Origin of the sequence: Streptomyces sp. Ag109_G2-15 (genome assembly GCF_900215565.1) — a bacterium.
GTDB lineage: Bacteria > Actinomycetota > Actinomycetes > Streptomycetales > Streptomycetaceae > Streptomyces > Streptomyces diastatochromogenes.
In genome coordinates this window covers 2,922,197-2,937,720 of record NZ_OCNI01000001.1, presented here as the reverse complement: position 1 = coordinate 2,937,720, position 15,524 = coordinate 2,922,197, and the positions used below count along the sequence as shown (strand labels likewise).

Sequence of the window (15,524 nt, the reverse complement as noted above, 5' to 3'; positions counted from 1 at the left end):
TGCGCTAATCTTCAGGAGTCAGCGCGCGGGACACACACCGCAGAGCGCGGCGGGGCTATAGCTCAGTTGGTTAGAGCGCATCCCTGATAAGGATGAGGCCACAGGTTCAAATCCTGTTAGCCCCACAGAACGAAGACCCCCGGTCCACTTGGGCCGGGGGTCTTCGGCGTTCGAAGCTTCTGCGGCGCGGACTTCGCAGTGCGGCTTCCGCTTCACGGTACGAAAAAAGGCCCGACCGCTGGCGACGGGGGATGCACCAGCGATCGGGCTATGGCCAAGGGTAACAAGGTTGGGCGGCCTGCGGGAGATAACGGGTCTGTTGGTTGGGGTAGTTGGCTGATCTTGATCGGTCAGTCGGCGCACGGGGGGTCGTACGACAGGCGGGGGAGGTACTCGTGCCACCTCTCCGGGGTCAGAACGCCGCTGGTCACCGAGCAGATGTGCTTGATGGCCCGGTCGGCGTCCAGGCGCCACAGGCGGACCGTGTCGGCGCCGCTGGACACCCCGAGGACGTGGCTGTTGGGGCTGAAGGACAGGAAGTTGCCCGTCTTGGCGTAGGGGCTCATGGACTGGCCGATGGGGGTGGCCGAGGAGGGGTCGGTGACGTTCCACAGGCGGACCGTGTTGTCGTTGCCGCCGCTCGCCAGGGTCTGGCCGGATGCGGCGAACGTCAGGGACGTGACCGCCTCGGTGTGGCCGGTGAGCGGGGAGCCCAGCGCCCTGGCCGAGGAGGGGTCGGTGACGTCCCAGAGCCGTACGGTGTCGTCGTCGCTGCCGCTGGCCAGGGTGCGGCCGTCGGGGCTGTAGGCGAGCGCGTTGATCGGGCCGGTGTGCCCCGTGAGCGGGTGACCGGTCCGGGCGGGACGGGCCGGGTCCGTGACGTTCCACAGCAGGACGGTGCGGTCCGCGCTGCCGCTGGCGAGCGTGCGCCCGTCCGGGCTGAAGGCGAGGGCGTTGACGTAGCCCCGGTAGCCGGTGAGCGGCTTGCCGAGCGGGACGGCACGGGAGGGGTCGGCGACGTTCCACAGCTGGATGGTGTTGTCGTCGTAGGCGGTGGCCAGGATGCGGCCGTCGGGGCTGTAGGCCATCGAGTTGTGGCCCGCGAAGCGGGTGTGCAGGGCGAGGGGCGGCCTGGCCGGGACCGGGTGGGCCGGGTCGGTGACGTTCCACAGGTACAGCGCCGCGTGCCCGGTCCGTACGGCGAGGGTGCGGCCGTCGGGGGAGAACACCAGCGCACGCTGGTAGCCGTCCGCGGGCATGAACGGTTTGCTCAGGGACACGGGCCGGTCGGGAGCCGACACGTTCCACAGCCGGACCCTGCCGTCGTGCGCGGACGTGGCGAGGACCTTCCCGTCCGGGCGGAAGGCCCCGCTGCGGCCGATCATGTCCTGCGTCGGTACCGACCACAGGCGGACCTTGCTGTCCCCGCTGCCGGTGGCGAGGGTCTTGCCGTCGGGGCTGAAGCCCAGGGCGTACATCTCGCCGCTGCTGCCCGCGAGCGGTTCGCCGACCTGCGAGGGGGAGGCCGGATCGCTGACGTTCCACAGGCTCGCGGTGCTGTCCGCGCTGGCCGCGGCGAGCCTCTTGCCGTCGGGGCTGAAGGCCACCGACCAGATGGGGCCGGTGTGCCCGGTGAGCGGGGAGCCGATCGGGGCCGCGTGCGCCGGGTCGGAGACCTGCCACAGGCGGATGGTGTCGTCCGCGCTGCCGCTGGCGAGCGTGCGGCCGTCGGGGCTGAAGGCCACCGAGTGCACGATGTCCGTGTGGCCGGTCAGCACCGTGGGCAGGGGCTTCGGGTGCCGGGGATCGGCCGTGTTCCACAGCCGGACGGTGTCGTCGTCGCCGCCCGCCGCGAGCGTGCGCCCGTCGGGGCTGAACGCCACGCAGCGCACCGCCGCCGTGTGACCACCGAGCGTGCGCAGCGGCTCGGGCCGGCTCGGGTCGGCCACGTTCCACAGCCGGACGGTGCGGTCCTCGCTCGCGGAGGCCAGCGTCCGGCCGTCGGGGCTGAAGGCGACCAGGTAGATCGTGCCCGTGTGGCCGGTCAGCGGCTTGCCCAGCGGCACCGGGTGGGCGGGGTCGCGGACGTCCCACAGCCGGATCGTTCCGTCGTCGCCGGCGCTGGCCAGGGTGTGCCCGTCCGGGCTGAAGACCGCGCTGCTCACCCAGCTGGTGTGCCCGGTGAGGGGCTTGCCGAGCGGCTTGGGATGGCTGCGGTCGGCCACGTTCCACAGGCGGACGGTCCGGTCGTAGCTGGCCGTGGCCAGCGTCTTGCCGTCGGGGCTGAAGGAGGTGAGGTAGACGGCGCCGGTGTGGCCGAGCAGGGGGGTGGCCAGGGGCGCGTTCACGATCGAGATCAGACGGCTGTACGTCCCCTCGTCGCCCGACCGCAGGCGATGGGCCACCAGGTCGAGCTGGGCGGCCAGCGAGGGGTCCGTGTGCTGGACCCGGTCCGCCTCGGCGAGCACCTGTTCGAACACGGCGTCGTCCCGCTGCTGCCACGCCACCACCGCGGAGCCGGCGGCGAGCACGGCGAGGACCACCAGCGCCGCCACGGCCCCGCGGCTGATCAGGACCGTGCGCTTGCGCAGCCGGACCGAGGCGGCCAGGAACTGCACCGCGCTGCGGGTCAGATAGGTGTCCCCGGCGGACTTCGCCCAGCCGCGGGCCTGTTCCAGGCGGGAGCCGCGGTAGAGCAGCGAGCTGTCCCGGGCCGAGGCCTCCCAGGCGCGGCCGTCCTCCTCCAGCCGCTGGCGCACCAGATGGTCGCTGCGGTCCTCGTCGATCCAGTGGCGCAGCCGCGGCCAGGCGTGCAGCAGCGCCTCGTGGGTGATCTCCACGGTCTCCGCGTCGAGCGTCACCAGCCGGGCGCGCACCAGCGCCTCCAGCGACTCCTCCGTCTTGCCGGGGTCCGCCGACTCCTGCGCCAACTGGCGCCGTGTCCCGCGCCGGCGCGTGGCCTGGGTGTCCTCGCCCAGCCGGACGAGCCGCAGCAGGAGCAGCCGGGCGGCCGTGCGGGCGGCGGGGTCGAGGCTGGACCAGGCGCGCTCGGCGGTCGCCGCGACCGCGCCCTGGATGCCGCCGGCCGCGCGGTAGCCGGCCAGGGTCAGCCGTCCCGACTTGCGGCGCTGCCAGGTGGCGAGCAGGGCGTGCGAGAGGAGCGGGAGCACCCCGGAGTCGTGCGCTCCGCGCGGGCCGTCGGCGCTCACCTCCCGCACGATCAGCTCGGCCAGCCCCGGTTCCAGCTCCAGTCCCACGGCCTTGGCGGGTCCGGTCACCGCCTCGCGCAGCTCGGCGGTGGTCAGCGGCCCGAGCACCATGTGCCGGTGCTGCAGCGCGTCGGCCAGCTCCGGGTAGCCCAGGCACTGCTCGTAGAAGTCGGCGCGGATGCCGAGGACGACGAGGACGGGGGCAAGGGCGTCCGTCGGCGAGTCGGCGGGCGGGGTGCAGGCCGCGTGCAGGAACTGGAGGAAGGTGCGGCGGTTGGGCTCGTCGGGGCAGAGGGTGAAGGTCTCTTCGAACTGGTCGACGATGATGACCGGGCGGCCGCTGCCGGACACGGTCACGGCCGTGGTCGGGGATGCGGGGGTGATCGGGCGGGTGGCCGGGGAGGTGCCGGCGCGGGTGGTCCGGGATGCGTCGGCGGGGGTGGCCGTAGCGGTGTCGCCCGGTGTCCCCTCGTCCGGGGACGTCTCCCTGCTCGCCCACGCCGTGACGGCTGCACGCACCGCGTCGGCGAAGTGCGGAGCGTCGGATCCCGGTGCCGTCGGGTTCTCCGCGGCCTCTTCCTCGGCCTGCCGGGCCTCCGCCGCGAGGGAGGCGAGTTCCGGGATGCGGCGGGTCAGCTCGCCGAGCGGATCGGCGCCCGGCACGAGCTGGAGTACGGCGCTCGGCCGGCCGCTGCCGTCCCCGAGCGCGCCGCCCCGCACCGCGGGCACCAGACCGGCGTTCAGCAGCGACGACTTTCCGGCCCCCGAGGCGCCGACGAGCATGATCAGACCGCCCGACCGCTCCGCGGAGTGCAGCTGGGCCACGAGGGCCTCCGTGCTCCGCTCCCGCCCGAAGAACCAGCGGGCGTCCTCCTGGCGGTAGGGAGCCAGACCCCGGTACGGGCACACCCCGCCGGCGACGGGCGGGGCCTCCGCCGGTGGCCGCCGGTTCTCCTCCGGGGGCACCGCGGGGCGCTCGCCGGCCGGGTCGGCCAGCGCGCGCTCCCACAGGCGCTGCCACTGCGCGATGTCGTACAGGCCGCCGGAGGCGGGAACGGGCCGCGCGCGCCGGGCCTCCGGGATCAGGATCTGCAGGACGGCCGCGAGGGCGGCGAACTGGGCCGGTACGTTCTTGGCCCGCCGCCAGTCGCTGATGCGCTGGGCGGACACCCGCACGGGCCGCCCGCGCTCGTCCACCCGCTGCAGCCGTACGACCGCCTCGGACACGCTCTTGAGGGGAGGGTTGCCCGCCTCCTTGTACAGCAGCGCGAGGCGCTCGGCGAAGGCTATGCGTGCCCCTGAGTCGGAACCCAAGGTCCCACCCCTTACTCCCCCCGTGTCTGGACGTCCGGACCGGAAAACTCACCCTATACGGCTGACCTGCGGTTACACCGTGGTCCGGAGACCGGAACCTCCTCGTTCTGGACGACAAATGGCAGGATCACGACGCGGTATCCGGCTCGTCACACACCGTCCGGACAGGCCACCTGCACAGCGCTCGGAGAGACAGCAAGGCATCGAACGTTCTCGGTCAACTTCCGCCGAGGGCGCCGGCGACATCCAGGCGACATCACGGACACGCACTTCGGACACGCACTTCGGTCCGTGCCGACACGCCGACGCGGCACGGGTCGACGAACACCCGCTCCGTTCGGCACCGGCCCCCACGTGGGGAGGGGCCGGTGCCGAACGGGCCGGGTAACAGCTCTCTCTAAGCGATCCCGATCCACCCCGCCGCGCCGGCGGCGGTGACCGCGCGGCGTTCGGCCTCGTCGGCCGCGGTGTTCAGCGCCGCGTTCCGGCCCGGGGCGGTCCCGCCCGCGGCGGCCGCCGCGGCCTGGGAGGCGGCCAGGGCGGCGCGCAGGGCCGAGGCGGCGCCGGGGGTGTCGTGCGACGCGGCCACCTGGGCCGCCAGAGCGGCCGCCGCAGCGGCGTTCCGGGCGCAGCGGGCGTCCGCCGCGGGATCGGGCGCACTCGCGGCCAGGGCGTCGAGCGATCCGGCCGACAGCCGCAGCGCGGCCCCGGCCCTGCCGACGGGACTCGTCGGGACGAGCTGAGCGGCCTCCTGGGTGATGCCCGCGTGGCGGCAGGTGGCGACGGCACGGTCGTACGCGCTCTGGGCGCGGTCGGCGTGGATCCTTCTCAGCGCCGCCGCCGATGTCGAGGTTCCGGTGACTGCCTCTTCGAGTCCGCTCATTTTCGGTCTCCCTCTGTCGGGGACGGGGCGCGGGCAGGGTGCCATGCCGGCCGTGAAGAGACCAGAAGCGCGCCACGGATCGCGCCGTGGATCGCACCTCGGATCGCCCTGGAAACCTGACGAACCGTCAGCTAAGGTCGGCCCGCCTGCCGTTCCCGAAGGGGTGAGTGTCATGGTGAACCGTCCTGATCGTTCTGATCGTCTTGATCACCCTGATTGCCCGCAACCTCCCGGTGTCCCGCGTTGGGTCGCGATGTTCTACCAGCCGTCCAGGGCCGCTTGGCGGGTCGGCGCGGAGTCCCCCGACCGGACTCCGGTGCTGTACGCCGTGGGGGACATGGCCCAGACGGTCCGCGCGCGCGGAGACGAGGTGACGGTCGCACTGTGGGGCCCGCAGGACGGCGCCTGGCACCGGTTCGACACCCCGGCCGCCAAGCCGTCCGCGCCCGAGCCGTCCCCGGAACGCCCCGCGGAACCGGTCAAGCTCGCCGAGCGCATGTCGGACCGGCGCCACCAGGTGCTCATGGCCGGTCTGAGCAAGGCGGGTCTGTACGACCTCTCCCCCGAGGACGCGGAGGCGGTGCGGGCGCTGGTCGAGCGGCTCGACGAGCCGACGGTCCGCCGGGTCGCCCACTGGCTCTCCACCGCGGGCGGGCCGCGGCGCGGCTAGGAAGCACCGGTTCGCCGGACGGCCCACAGGGCAGTGACGTCCTGAAGTCACTCAAGGCTGGAGGACGTATGAAGGTCTCCGTCGACCGCGGCGTGTGCTACGGCTCTGCCGAGTGCGCGCACCGGGCTCCGTCCGTGTTCGCGTTCGAGGACGGATACGGCGTCGTCCGGCCCGGCAGGGACGAGGCCGGGGAGGATCCACAGGTGCGCGAGGCGGCCGAGAAGTGCCCCTCGCAGGCCATCGTGCTCACCGAATGAGACACGGCAGCTCCCGCTCAGCCACCGGCCGGGTAGGTCCACCCGAAGTCCGCCAGCGCCCGCGCCCTGGCCTCCGCAACGGCCATGCGCGCCTGCCGCTCGGCCGGGTCGACATGCGAGGCCTGGCCGGTCGCCTGCCCCTCCCACTTCCGGTACAGCAGCCCCACCTCGGCGGAGAACCAGCCGCGGCTGACCGCGTTCAGCGCCAGCAGCAGGCCCGTGTCCTCGGAGGCGGGCAGGGCCATCCAGCCGCCCAGGGCCGTCAGCAGGTCCCGGCGGACGAAGAGGGTCGCCGGATGGACCTGGGCCCGGAACCCGTTCTCCCGCCAGAAGCTCAGGACCGCCCCGCGCTCGACCGGGCCCTCGTCCGGGTCGCCGGGGAAGCCGGCCGTGGTGCCGTCGGGCAGCAGGTCCAGGACCCGGGAGGTCGTCCAGCCGATCGTGCGGTCGGCCTCCAGCACGGCCAGGTCGCGGGCGAGGGTGCCGGGCGGGAGCTGGTCGTCGGCGTCCAGGACCTTCACGTACTCGCCGACGGCGTGCGCCAGCGCGATCGTGCGGGCGATGCCGGGCCCGCCCGGCCGGCCCTGGCGGAAGCTCACCCGCTCGTCGCCCGGGACGTACGGGCGGACCGCGTCCGTCGCGCCGTCCTCCTGGATCACCCAGTCCCACTCCCAGCCGTCCGGAAGCCACTGCTCGCACAGGGACTTGTGGGCCTCCGGCAGGAAGCGGGCGGACGGGGCGTGGACAGCGGTGACTACGGTGATGCGCCCGGGCACGGCGGCATTCACCACCTTTCCAGACGCGTGGTGAAGAACAGTTCCGTACGGTCGCCGGGCAGCACGACGTCGGAGACGTCCACGACCCGGCCGCGGGTGTCGTACGAGGTCTTCCGGACCAGGATCACCGCCGTGCCGGCCGGCAGCTCCAGCTCCCGGGTCTCCTCCGGGGTCGGCGGACGCGCGGTGAACCGTTCCTCGACGCGCTCGATCTCGACGCCCACGGTGGCGAGCTGGTGGTGGGTGCCGCCGGGCCAGGGCTCCTTGGACGCGTCCAGCAGGTCGGGGTTGGCCGCCGCCACGGCGTGCAGGAGATAGGAGGTGACCAGGCTGAAGGGGGCCGTCTCCGCCGCGCACCGGGTGCGGTAGCTGCGTTCGAGGAGCGCCGTACCCTCCGTCACCCCGAAGGCCTCGGCCAGTTGCCCGGGTGCCTCGATCGTGCGGTACCGCGCGAGGAAGACGAGGTCGGCCGGTACCAGACCGGTGTCGTGCTCCGTGGCGCCGGCCGCGGCCCGGGTGATCCAGGGCTGCCGGGCCCGGTCCTTCTCCCACTGGTGACGGCCGTTGTCGCGCACCACGGGGGTGCGAGGACGCCGTACGAACGTGTCGCGCCCGTGCTGCCTGTCGTCCGCGAACTCCTCGTAGGCCTTGGACACGCGTCCAGGCTACGACTCCTGAAGAGGACCTGACGACTCGGCGGGCGTGGTGCCCCTGAGCAGCGCAAGACCCCCGGCCGAGCCCGGCCGGGGGTCTGTCCGTGTCGACTGATGCGTACGCAAGTCGCCGTGATGTCGAAACGTCTGCGCTCCTGCGTGCTGCCGTGGTTCAGCAGTCGAGGGGGGCTGTCAACCAGGGCGCCGCGTCCGTCTCCGCTTCCGTCTGGTTCAGCGGCCGGTGGCGGCAACTGGGGGACTTTCCGTGGGCCTCGGCCCGGATCCGCTGCTTCATCGTGGGGGGCAGTGACCTGCCATGGGACCAGGTCCAGTGGCTCATCGCCGGGATCGTCTGGACCGTCCGCTGCGCGGTGGTGCCCTGCGGGCCCTCGGTCCGGGGTGCGGCCGTCGCGGTGGTGGCGGTGACGAGTCCGAGCGCCGTGCACAGCGCGAGGAAGGCGGTGACGATGGCGGTCCACAGCTTCATGACCTTGATTCCGGTCATGGCCCCTCACTTTCGGGTTGGGCGATTTGCGTACTTTCCTCATGATGTGTATGTGGGTCGCGAAGTGGTGGACCTACGCCCGTGGCGCGTCGATGTTCAGATGAACACCACACGGATGGGTGCAAGCGGGTCGGAAAACCGCCAAAACCAGGTCAGGGAGAGCGAAGGGGGAGCAAAGTCACGGTCCGTGGAGGTGTGATCACCCTCCGATCGGAGCGGTGCCGACCTGGCCTATTGGGCTGCCGGAGGCGGGAGTTGGGCCCCGACGCAGGTCACCGATCGATATCGGTCGGTGTGTATAGTCGGGCGCCAGAGGTCCCCTACGTCAAGGAAAGACGAGGTCGCGCGGTGAAGAAGCTGCTCCTGGTCGCACTGGCCGCCATCGGCGGGCTCCTCGTGTACCGCCAGATCCAGGCGGATCGCGCCGAGCAGGACCTGTGGACGGAGGCGACTGACTCCGTGCCCACGGGTTCGTGAGTACCGATCCAGAATCTGATCAGACCCCGGCCGCCCGCGCGGTCGGGGTTTTGTGTTGTCCGGGCGGGTCCGTCGTCATGACTCGAATTGCGGGTCCTCGAGAGCTGGTGTAGCCGGCGCCGGGACACAGGAACGGGCGGTACGGGCGTTTCGGACGGCCGTACGGATTCCCCGGATGGCGCAGGGGCGCTCGGGGCAGGATGGGCCACGGTCGGGTACGCAGCGACAGGGGGTGGCACGTGCGGGGGCGAGGCCGTACGACGTGGTGGCGGCGGGGCGGCCGGGCAGCTGTCGTGACCGCCGTTCTGTGCGCCGTGGCCGCGCTGCCGGGCGGGATCGCGGCGGGCAGCGAGCCGGGGACGTACGCCTTCGCACCGGACGCCCTGCGGGTCACCGGCGCGGCGAGCCCCGCGGACGCCCCGCGGCTGACGCCCGGCCGGACCTACCGCAGCTCCCTCCCCAGGAACGGCAGGCTCTACTACCGCCTCGACCTCGCCACCGCGACGACCACGGCGTACGTCCCCGTCACCGCCGTACCCCCCGCCCACGCCACCGTCACGGCCACCGACGGCATCCGTGTCTCGGTCCAGGACGCCTCAGGCAGCTCCTGCGCCAACGCCTCCGCACGCTTCGGCGCCGCGCTGAGCCCCCGCCCGGTCACGGCCCTGGCCGAGCGCGAGCCCGGCCGGACGCTGTGCCCGGGCGCGGGGACGTACTACGTGCGCGTGGAACGCGTCGACTCCGGTACGGCGGACGCGGCGCAGCGCTGGGACCTGGAGATCAAACCGGTCACGGAACCGCGCCTGACGAAGACCGGGTCCACCACCGCGCCCCGGGCCTGGGACTCCGCCTCCCCCGAACCCCTCGCCGGCGACCCCCGCGACCGGACCGGCGGCGCCGGCTTCGTCACCGCCGCCCCGCTGGGCGAAGGGGTCTGGCGGACCCGTATCACCCCGGGCCGGACCCTCTTCTACAAGGTGCCGGTCGACTGGGGCCGCCAGGTGCACGCCGTCGCCGAACTGGACGGCTCCACGAGCGGCCACGGCTATGTCGGCGGCGCCCTGAACCTGTCGCTCTACAACCCCGTCCGCGGATCCGTCGACGACGCCTCCCTCGGCTACACCGGAACCCGCAAGTCCGTCGCCCTCGCACCGCTGCCGCCCGTCGAGTACCCCAACCGGTACGCCGTTCTGAGCGGGGAGAGCGCGATGCGCTTCGCCGGTGACTACTACCTGGTCGTGCACCTCAGCGAGCAGATGGCCGAGACGTTCGGGCAGGGGCCGTTCGAGGTGACGCTGCGGGTACGGCTCGACGGGCAGGCGCACGGCGGGCCCGAGTACGCCGGGCGGCCCGTGCCGGACGACGTCTTCACGCTCACGGAGCAGGACCGGGAGGCGGCGGCGACCGGAGGCACCGGCGGCGGAGACACCGCGATGAAGGCGCTCGCCGTCGGGGGGATCGGCGCCGGGACCGTGCTGCTGCTGGTGCTGGGCGTCTGGACGGTGGCGGCCCGGCGGACTCAGACCCGGGTCAGCGCCCAGAAGCCCACGGCGTAGCAGGCCAGCGCCAGGAGCAGGATCGGGATCGCCGCCTTGGCCGGGGGGCCGGGGCGGCGGTCGGCGCGGCGGGCCCGGCGGCGGCCGTGTGCGCGGGGCGGCCGGGTCGGCCCGGTCGGCTGTGCGAGAGGTGGAACCTGCGGGTCCTGAGCGGTGTACGCGGCGGTGGAGGTATCGATGCGTGGCCGCGCTTCCGGGACGGGGTGCCAGGACGCGTACGGCTGGGGGGAGGGCTGCGGAGGCGTGGGCGTGTGCGGGGCGAAGGCCGGGGGAGCGGTGGGCCCGGTGGCGGGGGTGGGCGGTTGCTCGGCCGGGTGCGGGCTGGGCAGGGCGCCGTGTCGTGCCTGCTCGGCTCGGGCGTACGGCTGGGGGCTCGGGGTCGGCTGTGGGGGCGGGAGGTGGAAGCTCCCGGTGTCCGACATCGAGGCGGGCCCGGGGTGCGGCGGCGTCCCGGTGTCGCCGCGGCGGGGATCGAGCGGGGTGTCGGCCGCGGCCGGCCCCTCTGTGCTCCCTGTTCCCCCTGTGCTGCCCGTGCCGTCGGCGGTGAAGCCGGTGTCGGAACTGGTGTCGGAGCCGGTGTCGGACCCGGAATCGGCGGTGTCCGTCGTCTGCCGTGCTTCCCGTACTCGTATCCCGGACGCGCGCCTGAGCGGTCCGTCGGGGCCGAACCCGGGTGGCAGCGGCCCGAGTTGGTCGAAGATCTCGATCAACTCGTCGTCGATGCCGGGCTCCGGCAGGAGTTCGGCGGCCGAGGCGAGCGCCTTGCGCGCTCCCGTGGCGGTGCGGAAACGGGCCGCCGGATCGGGCTGGAGCAGGGTGGCGACGACCTGCCAGAGCGGCTCCGGAACTCCCTTGGGCGGGCCGGGCGTTCCGTGCTCCACGAAGTACTGCACGAGCGCCTTGGCGTCGGGCTTGGCACCCTCCAGCAGATACAGGGCGACCAGGCCCACGGCGAACAGGTCGGCGGGGAAGTCCGGTTCGGCGCCCAGCATCTGCTCGGGCGCCAGGTAACCGGGCGTGCCCACCACGAGGTTGGTCTCCGTCAGCCGGGGCTCACCGAACCGCATGGCGATGCCGAAGTCGGACAGCCTCAGCCGCGGCCGGCCGGTGCCGGTGGCTTCGAGCAGCAGGTTGGCGGGCTTGATGTCCCGGTGGACGACCCCTTCCGCGTGCACCGCGGCGAGCCCCGACAGGAGCTGGTCGAGCAGGATGCACACGTACGCCGGCGGCAGTGGTCCGTAGTCGCCGACGAGGTGGACCAGCGAGCCGCCCCCGACCAGGTCCATGGTGAACAGGACCTTGTCGTCGTCGGCGGCCCAGCTGGCCGGGGCGAGGACATGGGGATGGTCGATGCGCAGGGCCTGTTCCCGTACGAAGCGCAGCAGTGAGTGGGCGTCGCGCTGCTGGAGCACCTTGGCGGCCACATAGCGCCGGCGCCGGTGGTCCCAGGCACGCCATACGGCACCCGCGCCGCCACGCCCGATCGGGTCGGCCAGCTCGTACCGGCCGGCGAAGACCTCACCCATGACCGTCCGCCGCTCCTCCCCCTAGCCCGGCATTCCCCCTGTCACCTTGTTCCCCCTCTACCCCCGTGCCCCCTGCATCCCCCCTCTTACGCCCCTTGGCCCGGCCCCGGACCCCCTCCGAGGAACCGGGCCCTGGGGTCAGTTCTGGTGGGACTGGTAGTGCGCGACCGCGTCGGAGGTGCGGCCGGCACCGTAGACCCGGAGGAACTCTGCCAGTTCGGGGTGGCTCGGGGCGAGGGTGTCGGCAGCGTCGATGATGTCGCCGGCGGCCGCCACCGAGCGGAGCAGGGACTGGATCTCGCGCACCACGCGCTTGACCGTCGGCGCCCCCGAACTGCTCGTGGTGTGCGTGGTGTTGCTGAGCACGGATCCCCCCTGGGACTTCTTGATCTCGTCCATACGGTCGGTCGCCTCGGCCGCGCTGACGCTGCCGTCCGCGACCTGGGCCGCCAGCTCCTGCAGCAGCTGCACCCGCTGGACCACGGCGGGATTGCCGATCTTGGCGCGCTGGCCGCTCATCAGCTGCGACAGCATCGGAGCCGACAGGCCCAGCACCGCCGCGAGACGGGCCTGGTTGAGCCCGAGATCGTCGATGAGCTTACGGAAGAGCGCCCCCAACGGCTCCCCGTACCAGTTCCGCTGCAGCTCCCGCGCTCTCGCGGTCGCTTCCTGCTGTGCGGCGTCCATTGCGTCTCCCCATCGCTTCCCCAAAAAATCCGCGGTTCGCTGTAGCGAACCACGTCGAGCATCTTACGGAGAGTGGTCATCCGCGGGGACCCCCAATCTTTTTGCGGGATACGGGGGGTGACCCGGTACTCTGGTCTGCGGCGCCCGCCGGAACGCGAGATCTCCGGCCGACGTCACCCTTTCCGGGGCCTTAGCTCAGTTGGTAGAGCGCCGTCTTTGCATGGCGGATGTCAGGGGTTCGACTCCCCTAGGCTCCACACCGAAAAAGCCCCTCCCACCTGTACAAACGCAGGTCGGAGGGGCTTTTGTGCGTCAGCTTCCGGTGTGGGCCGTGAACGGGCAGGGCGTCCTGGAGCGCCAGGTCACCGCTTGTTCAGGCGCAGGGCGGTACGGGAGATCAGGTCGGCGACGGCGGCGGGCGCGAGGCGCAGCAAGGGGGCCGGCACCGCCCCGGGACCGCAGCGGTAGCGGCGGCGCGGCTTCGGTGCGAGGAGGGCGCGGCGCACGGTGCGGGCGACGGTCTCCGGCCCCGGCGGTGACCACGAGGCGATGAGCCGGCGGGCGGCCATGTAGCCGTGCGCGTACCGCGAGTCGGCCGGGAAGTCCGCCAGGCCCTTGGAGAGCATGGGAGTGTCGATGAAGCCGGGCTCGATCAGGCAGGCGTGGACCCCGCTGCCGGCGATCTCCATGCGCAGGCTGTCGGTCAGGGCCTCCAGCGCGTGCTTGCTCGCGCAGAACCAGCCGTTGAACGGGACGGAGACCAGACCCCCGAGCGAACTCATCTGGACGATCCGTCCCTCGCGCCGGCGCCGCATGCCCGGCAGCACCAGACCGGTCATCCGGGCCACGCCCAGCAGGTTGACCTCCAGGGCGGCCCGGGCGTCCGCCTCGGCCACGTCCTCGAAGGCGCCGACCGGTGCGATTCCGGCGTTGTTGACCAGGGCCCAGGGGCCCCCGTCCGTCAGCTCGTCGATCTCCACGACGGCGTCCTGGCAGGAGCGCGGGTCCGTCACGTCGAGGAGGACGGTGTGCACGGTGAGGCCGAGTTCGGCCGCGGCGGCCGTGAGCTTCTCGGCCTTGTCGGGGGTGCGGGCGGTGCCGATGACATGGAAGCGGCGGGCGGCCAGGTCGAGCGCGGTGGCCTTGCCGATGCCGCTGGTGGCTCCGGTGACGACGACGGTCTTCAAGGGGCGGTCCTTGCGGTCCTTGCGAGGAGTGTGGTGGGGCGGTCCGGGGTCGGGCCGACGCCACCTCTCAGGGGCTTGACCGCCTTATGGGCAACTATGTCTCATGCGGAACCTGATATCCGTTTTGGACACGTCTGACGTGTGGTGCGAGCCGACGTGCGTGATCGCCCCTTGCAGGGCCCGTGACGGGCCGTGGGGCGGGCGACCGCACGTCGTCCGCCCCACGGCCCGTGTCGGCACCAGGCCGGTGCCGGCCGTCTCAGTCCGTGTCGTCGCGGTCGGCGACGTCCTCCTCGGCCTGCTTCGCCTGGACCTCCGGGTCCAGCACCGATTTGCCGGTGCCGTCCACCGAACTCAGCCGGCCGGACTCCGGGACCTCCGTCGCGGCGGGCGGCTCCACCAGCCAGTCGGGGTTGGCCTGCTTGTCCCACCACTTCCAGGCACAGAACGCAGCGCCCGCCACCAGGCCGACCAGCGCCAGCACCTTCACGGCACGGCCCCTGCGGGAACGCCGCTCGTTCCTGCGGGCCAGCTTCTGGATCTCCTGCGCCGAGACCTGACCGCGCAACGCGACCAGCGCGGCGGCCCCCCGCGCGGCGGCCTCGTCCGCCACCGGAGCGGCCGCGGCCATCGCGTGCTCGATCCTCGGACGCGAGTACTCGGCCGCCTGCCGGGCGGCCCTCCGGGTCAGGTCGGCGGCCTCCTGAGCGGCCAGGTCCACCTTCGGCGGCACATGCGCGAGGGCCTGCTCCAGCCGCGGGGCGAGCCGGGCGTCGTACTGCACACGGGCCTGTTCGGCGGCCTGCGACACCACCGGTGCCAGCCGTACGCGTGCCTCCTGCGCGTAGTACGCGGCACGCTCCTTGGCCGTGTCGGCGTAGGGCGCCACCACTTCCGCGGCGTGCAGCACGCTGTCCTTCGCCGAGCCGGTCGCGGCGCGCACGCTGTCGATGCGGGTCACGGGTTTCCTCCTCCTCGGTGGCGTACGGTAATTCGCCTTTCCACACTTTTACGGATCATGCCCGTCAACAGCCCGCGCGGCGCGCGAGGTCGGGCATATGGGTGCAACAAGGGCTCCCTGTCGACCCTGCCACGAATCGCCGCCGGGCGCTCCCTTCCCGGCGGAACTCACCGGCGGCCGGGCGTCGCCGGCCCCGCACCGTGCGAGGATCGGGGAGTCACACGAGGACGACGGAAGGCACATCGTGGCCGAGCAGCTCTACGCCACCCTGAAGACCAACCACGGCGACATCGTGGTGCGGCTGTTCCCGAACCACGCGCCCAAGACGGTCAGAAACTTCGTCGAACTCGCTCAGGGCGAGCGTGAGTGGACCCACCCGGGCACCGGCGCGGTGAGCCACGACAAGCTCTACGACGGCACGGTCTTCCACCGGGTGATCGGCGGCTTCATGATCCAGGGCGGCGACCCGCTGGGCAACGGCATCGGCGGCCCCGGCTACGAGTTCGCCGACGAGTTCCACCCGGACCTGCGCTTCGACCGGCCCTACCTGCTCGCCATGGCCAACGCGGGCCCGGGCACCAACGGCTCCCAGTTCTTCATCACGGTCAGCCCCACCCCGCACCTGAACCGCAAGCACACCATCTTCGGCGAGGTCGCCGACGCGGCCGGCCAGAAGGTCGTGGACGCCATCGCCCGCGTGGAGACCACCCGCCCGAACAACCGGCCGGTCGACGACGTCGTCATCGACACGGTCGTCGTGGAGACGCGCGAGAGCTGAACCCGGGTACGCCCCGGACCCCGGACTCCGCTCCAGGGAACCAAACGCCCCGCTCATCCGTAGGGAAGAGCGGGACGGGGTATGG

General features: G+C 72.7%; 14 protein-coding genes and 2 tRNA genes. 7 read left to right on the top strand and 9 right to left on the bottom strand.

Translation table 11 applies throughout. From position 1 onward, the window contains the following. The first annotated feature begins 51 nt into the window (after positions 1-51). Positions 52-125, top strand: a tRNA-Ile gene (locus tag CRP49_RS13070). 225 nt (positions 126-350) lie between these two features. Here the strand turns inward: CRP49_RS13070 and CRP49_RS13065 are convergent. Further along, positions 351-4,523, bottom strand: a complete 4,173-nt coding sequence (locus CRP49_RS13065; protein ID WP_097253532.1) for a WD40 repeat domain-containing protein — start codon at positions 4,521-4,523, stop codon at positions 351-353. 397 nt (positions 4,524-4,920) lie between these two features. Next, positions 4,921-5,406 (bottom strand): hypothetical protein, encoded by a 486-nt coding sequence (locus tag CRP49_RS13060; RefSeq protein ID WP_097253531.1) that lies wholly within the window; start codon positions 5,404-5,406, stop codon positions 4,921-4,923. A 253-nt stretch (positions 5,407-5,659) separates the two neighbouring features. Between CRP49_RS13060 and CRP49_RS13055 the strand changes: the two genes are divergently transcribed. Both CRP49_RS13055 and CRP49_RS13050 read left to right on the top strand, forming a co-directional pair. After that, on the top strand, positions 5,660-6,076 hold the full coding sequence (locus CRP49_RS13055) for a hypothetical protein (RefSeq protein WP_097253530.1): 417 nt from the start codon (positions 5,660-5,662) through the stop codon (positions 6,074-6,076). 68 nt (positions 6,077-6,144) lie between these two features. Continuing rightward, complete coding sequence (locus CRP49_RS13050; protein WP_097253529.1) at positions 6,145-6,333, top strand: ferredoxin; 189 nt, start codon at positions 6,145-6,147, stop codon at positions 6,331-6,333. A 17-nt stretch (positions 6,334-6,350) separates the two neighbouring features. Here the strand turns inward: CRP49_RS13050 and CRP49_RS13045 are convergent, their stop codons facing one another. The 3 genes from CRP49_RS13045 to CRP49_RS13035 all read right to left on the bottom strand — a co-directional run bounded on the left by CRP49_RS13045 (position 6,351) and on the right by CRP49_RS13035 (position 8,267). Next, the gene (locus tag CRP49_RS13045) at positions 6,351-7,109 is read right to left on the bottom strand and encodes a glycosyltransferase family 2 protein (RefSeq protein ID WP_097257330.1); all 759 of its coding nucleotides are present in this window, start codon (positions 7,107-7,109) and stop codon (positions 6,351-6,353) included. An 8-nt stretch (positions 7,110-7,117) separates the two neighbouring features. Beyond that, positions 7,118-7,765, bottom strand: a complete 648-nt coding sequence (locus CRP49_RS13040; RefSeq protein WP_097253528.1) for a GntR family transcriptional regulator — start codon at positions 7,763-7,765, stop codon at positions 7,118-7,120. A 169-nt stretch (positions 7,766-7,934) separates the two neighbouring features. Continuing rightward, complete coding sequence (locus CRP49_RS13035) at positions 7,935-8,267, bottom strand: DUF6344 domain-containing protein (protein WP_097253527.1); 333 nt, start codon at positions 8,265-8,267, stop codon at positions 7,935-7,937. Positions 8,268-8,615: 348 nt separating this feature from the next. On the opposite strand from CRP49_RS13035, the gene CRP49_RS47470 reads away from it, so the two are divergent. Together CRP49_RS47470 and CRP49_RS46815 are read left to right on the top strand one after the other, a co-directional pair. Then, positions 8,616-8,744 (top strand): DLW-39 family protein, encoded by a 129-nt coding sequence (locus CRP49_RS47470; protein WP_003999697.1) that lies wholly within the window; start codon positions 8,616-8,618, stop codon positions 8,742-8,744. Positions 8,745-8,944: 200 nt separating this feature from the next. After that, positions 8,945-10,300 carry a hypothetical protein gene (locus CRP49_RS46815; protein ID WP_257033385.1) on the top strand — a complete coding sequence of 452 codons (1,356 nt, stop codon included), beginning with the start codon at positions 8,945-8,947 and terminating at the stop codon, positions 10,298-10,300. Here the strand turns inward: CRP49_RS46815 and CRP49_RS13020 are convergent. Together CRP49_RS13020 and CRP49_RS13015 are read right to left on the bottom strand one after the other, a co-directional pair. Then, positions 10,264-11,826, bottom strand: coding sequence for a serine/threonine-protein kinase (locus CRP49_RS13020; protein ID WP_097253525.1), 1,563 nt, complete (start codon positions 11,824-11,826; stop codon positions 10,264-10,266). The genes CRP49_RS46815 and CRP49_RS13020 overlap by 37 nt on opposite strands. A 138-nt stretch (positions 11,827-11,964) precedes the next feature. Next, positions 11,965-12,513 carry a DNA-binding protein gene (locus CRP49_RS13015; RefSeq protein ID WP_094218632.1) on the bottom strand — a complete coding sequence of 183 codons (549 nt, stop codon included), beginning with the start codon at positions 12,511-12,513 and terminating at the stop codon, positions 11,965-11,967. Between the two features lie 184 nt (positions 12,514-12,697). On the opposite strand from CRP49_RS13015, the gene CRP49_RS13010 reads away from it, so the two are divergent. Continuing rightward, positions 12,698-12,770: transfer RNA gene (locus tag CRP49_RS13010), tRNA-Ala, on the top strand. Positions 12,771-12,875: 105 nt separating this feature from the next. Here the strand turns inward: CRP49_RS13010 and CRP49_RS13005 are convergent. Beyond that, a complete protein-coding gene (locus CRP49_RS13005; RefSeq protein ID WP_097253524.1) occupies positions 12,876-13,700 on the bottom strand; it encodes an SDR family oxidoreductase in 825 nt (274 codons plus the stop codon). A gap of 259 nt (positions 13,701-13,959) precedes the next feature. Next, on the bottom strand, positions 13,960-14,661 hold the full coding sequence (locus CRP49_RS13000) for a DUF5324 family protein (RefSeq protein ID WP_097253523.1): 702 nt from the start codon (positions 14,659-14,661) through the stop codon (positions 13,960-13,962). 244 nt (positions 14,662-14,905) lie between these two features. Here CRP49_RS13000 and CRP49_RS12995 point away from each other — a divergent pair, with 244 nt between their 5' ends. Then, on the top strand, positions 14,906-15,439 hold the full coding sequence (locus CRP49_RS12995) for a peptidylprolyl isomerase (RefSeq protein WP_097253522.1): 534 nt from the start codon (positions 14,906-14,908) through the stop codon (positions 15,437-15,439). Positions 15,440-15,524: the final 85 nt, after the last annotated feature.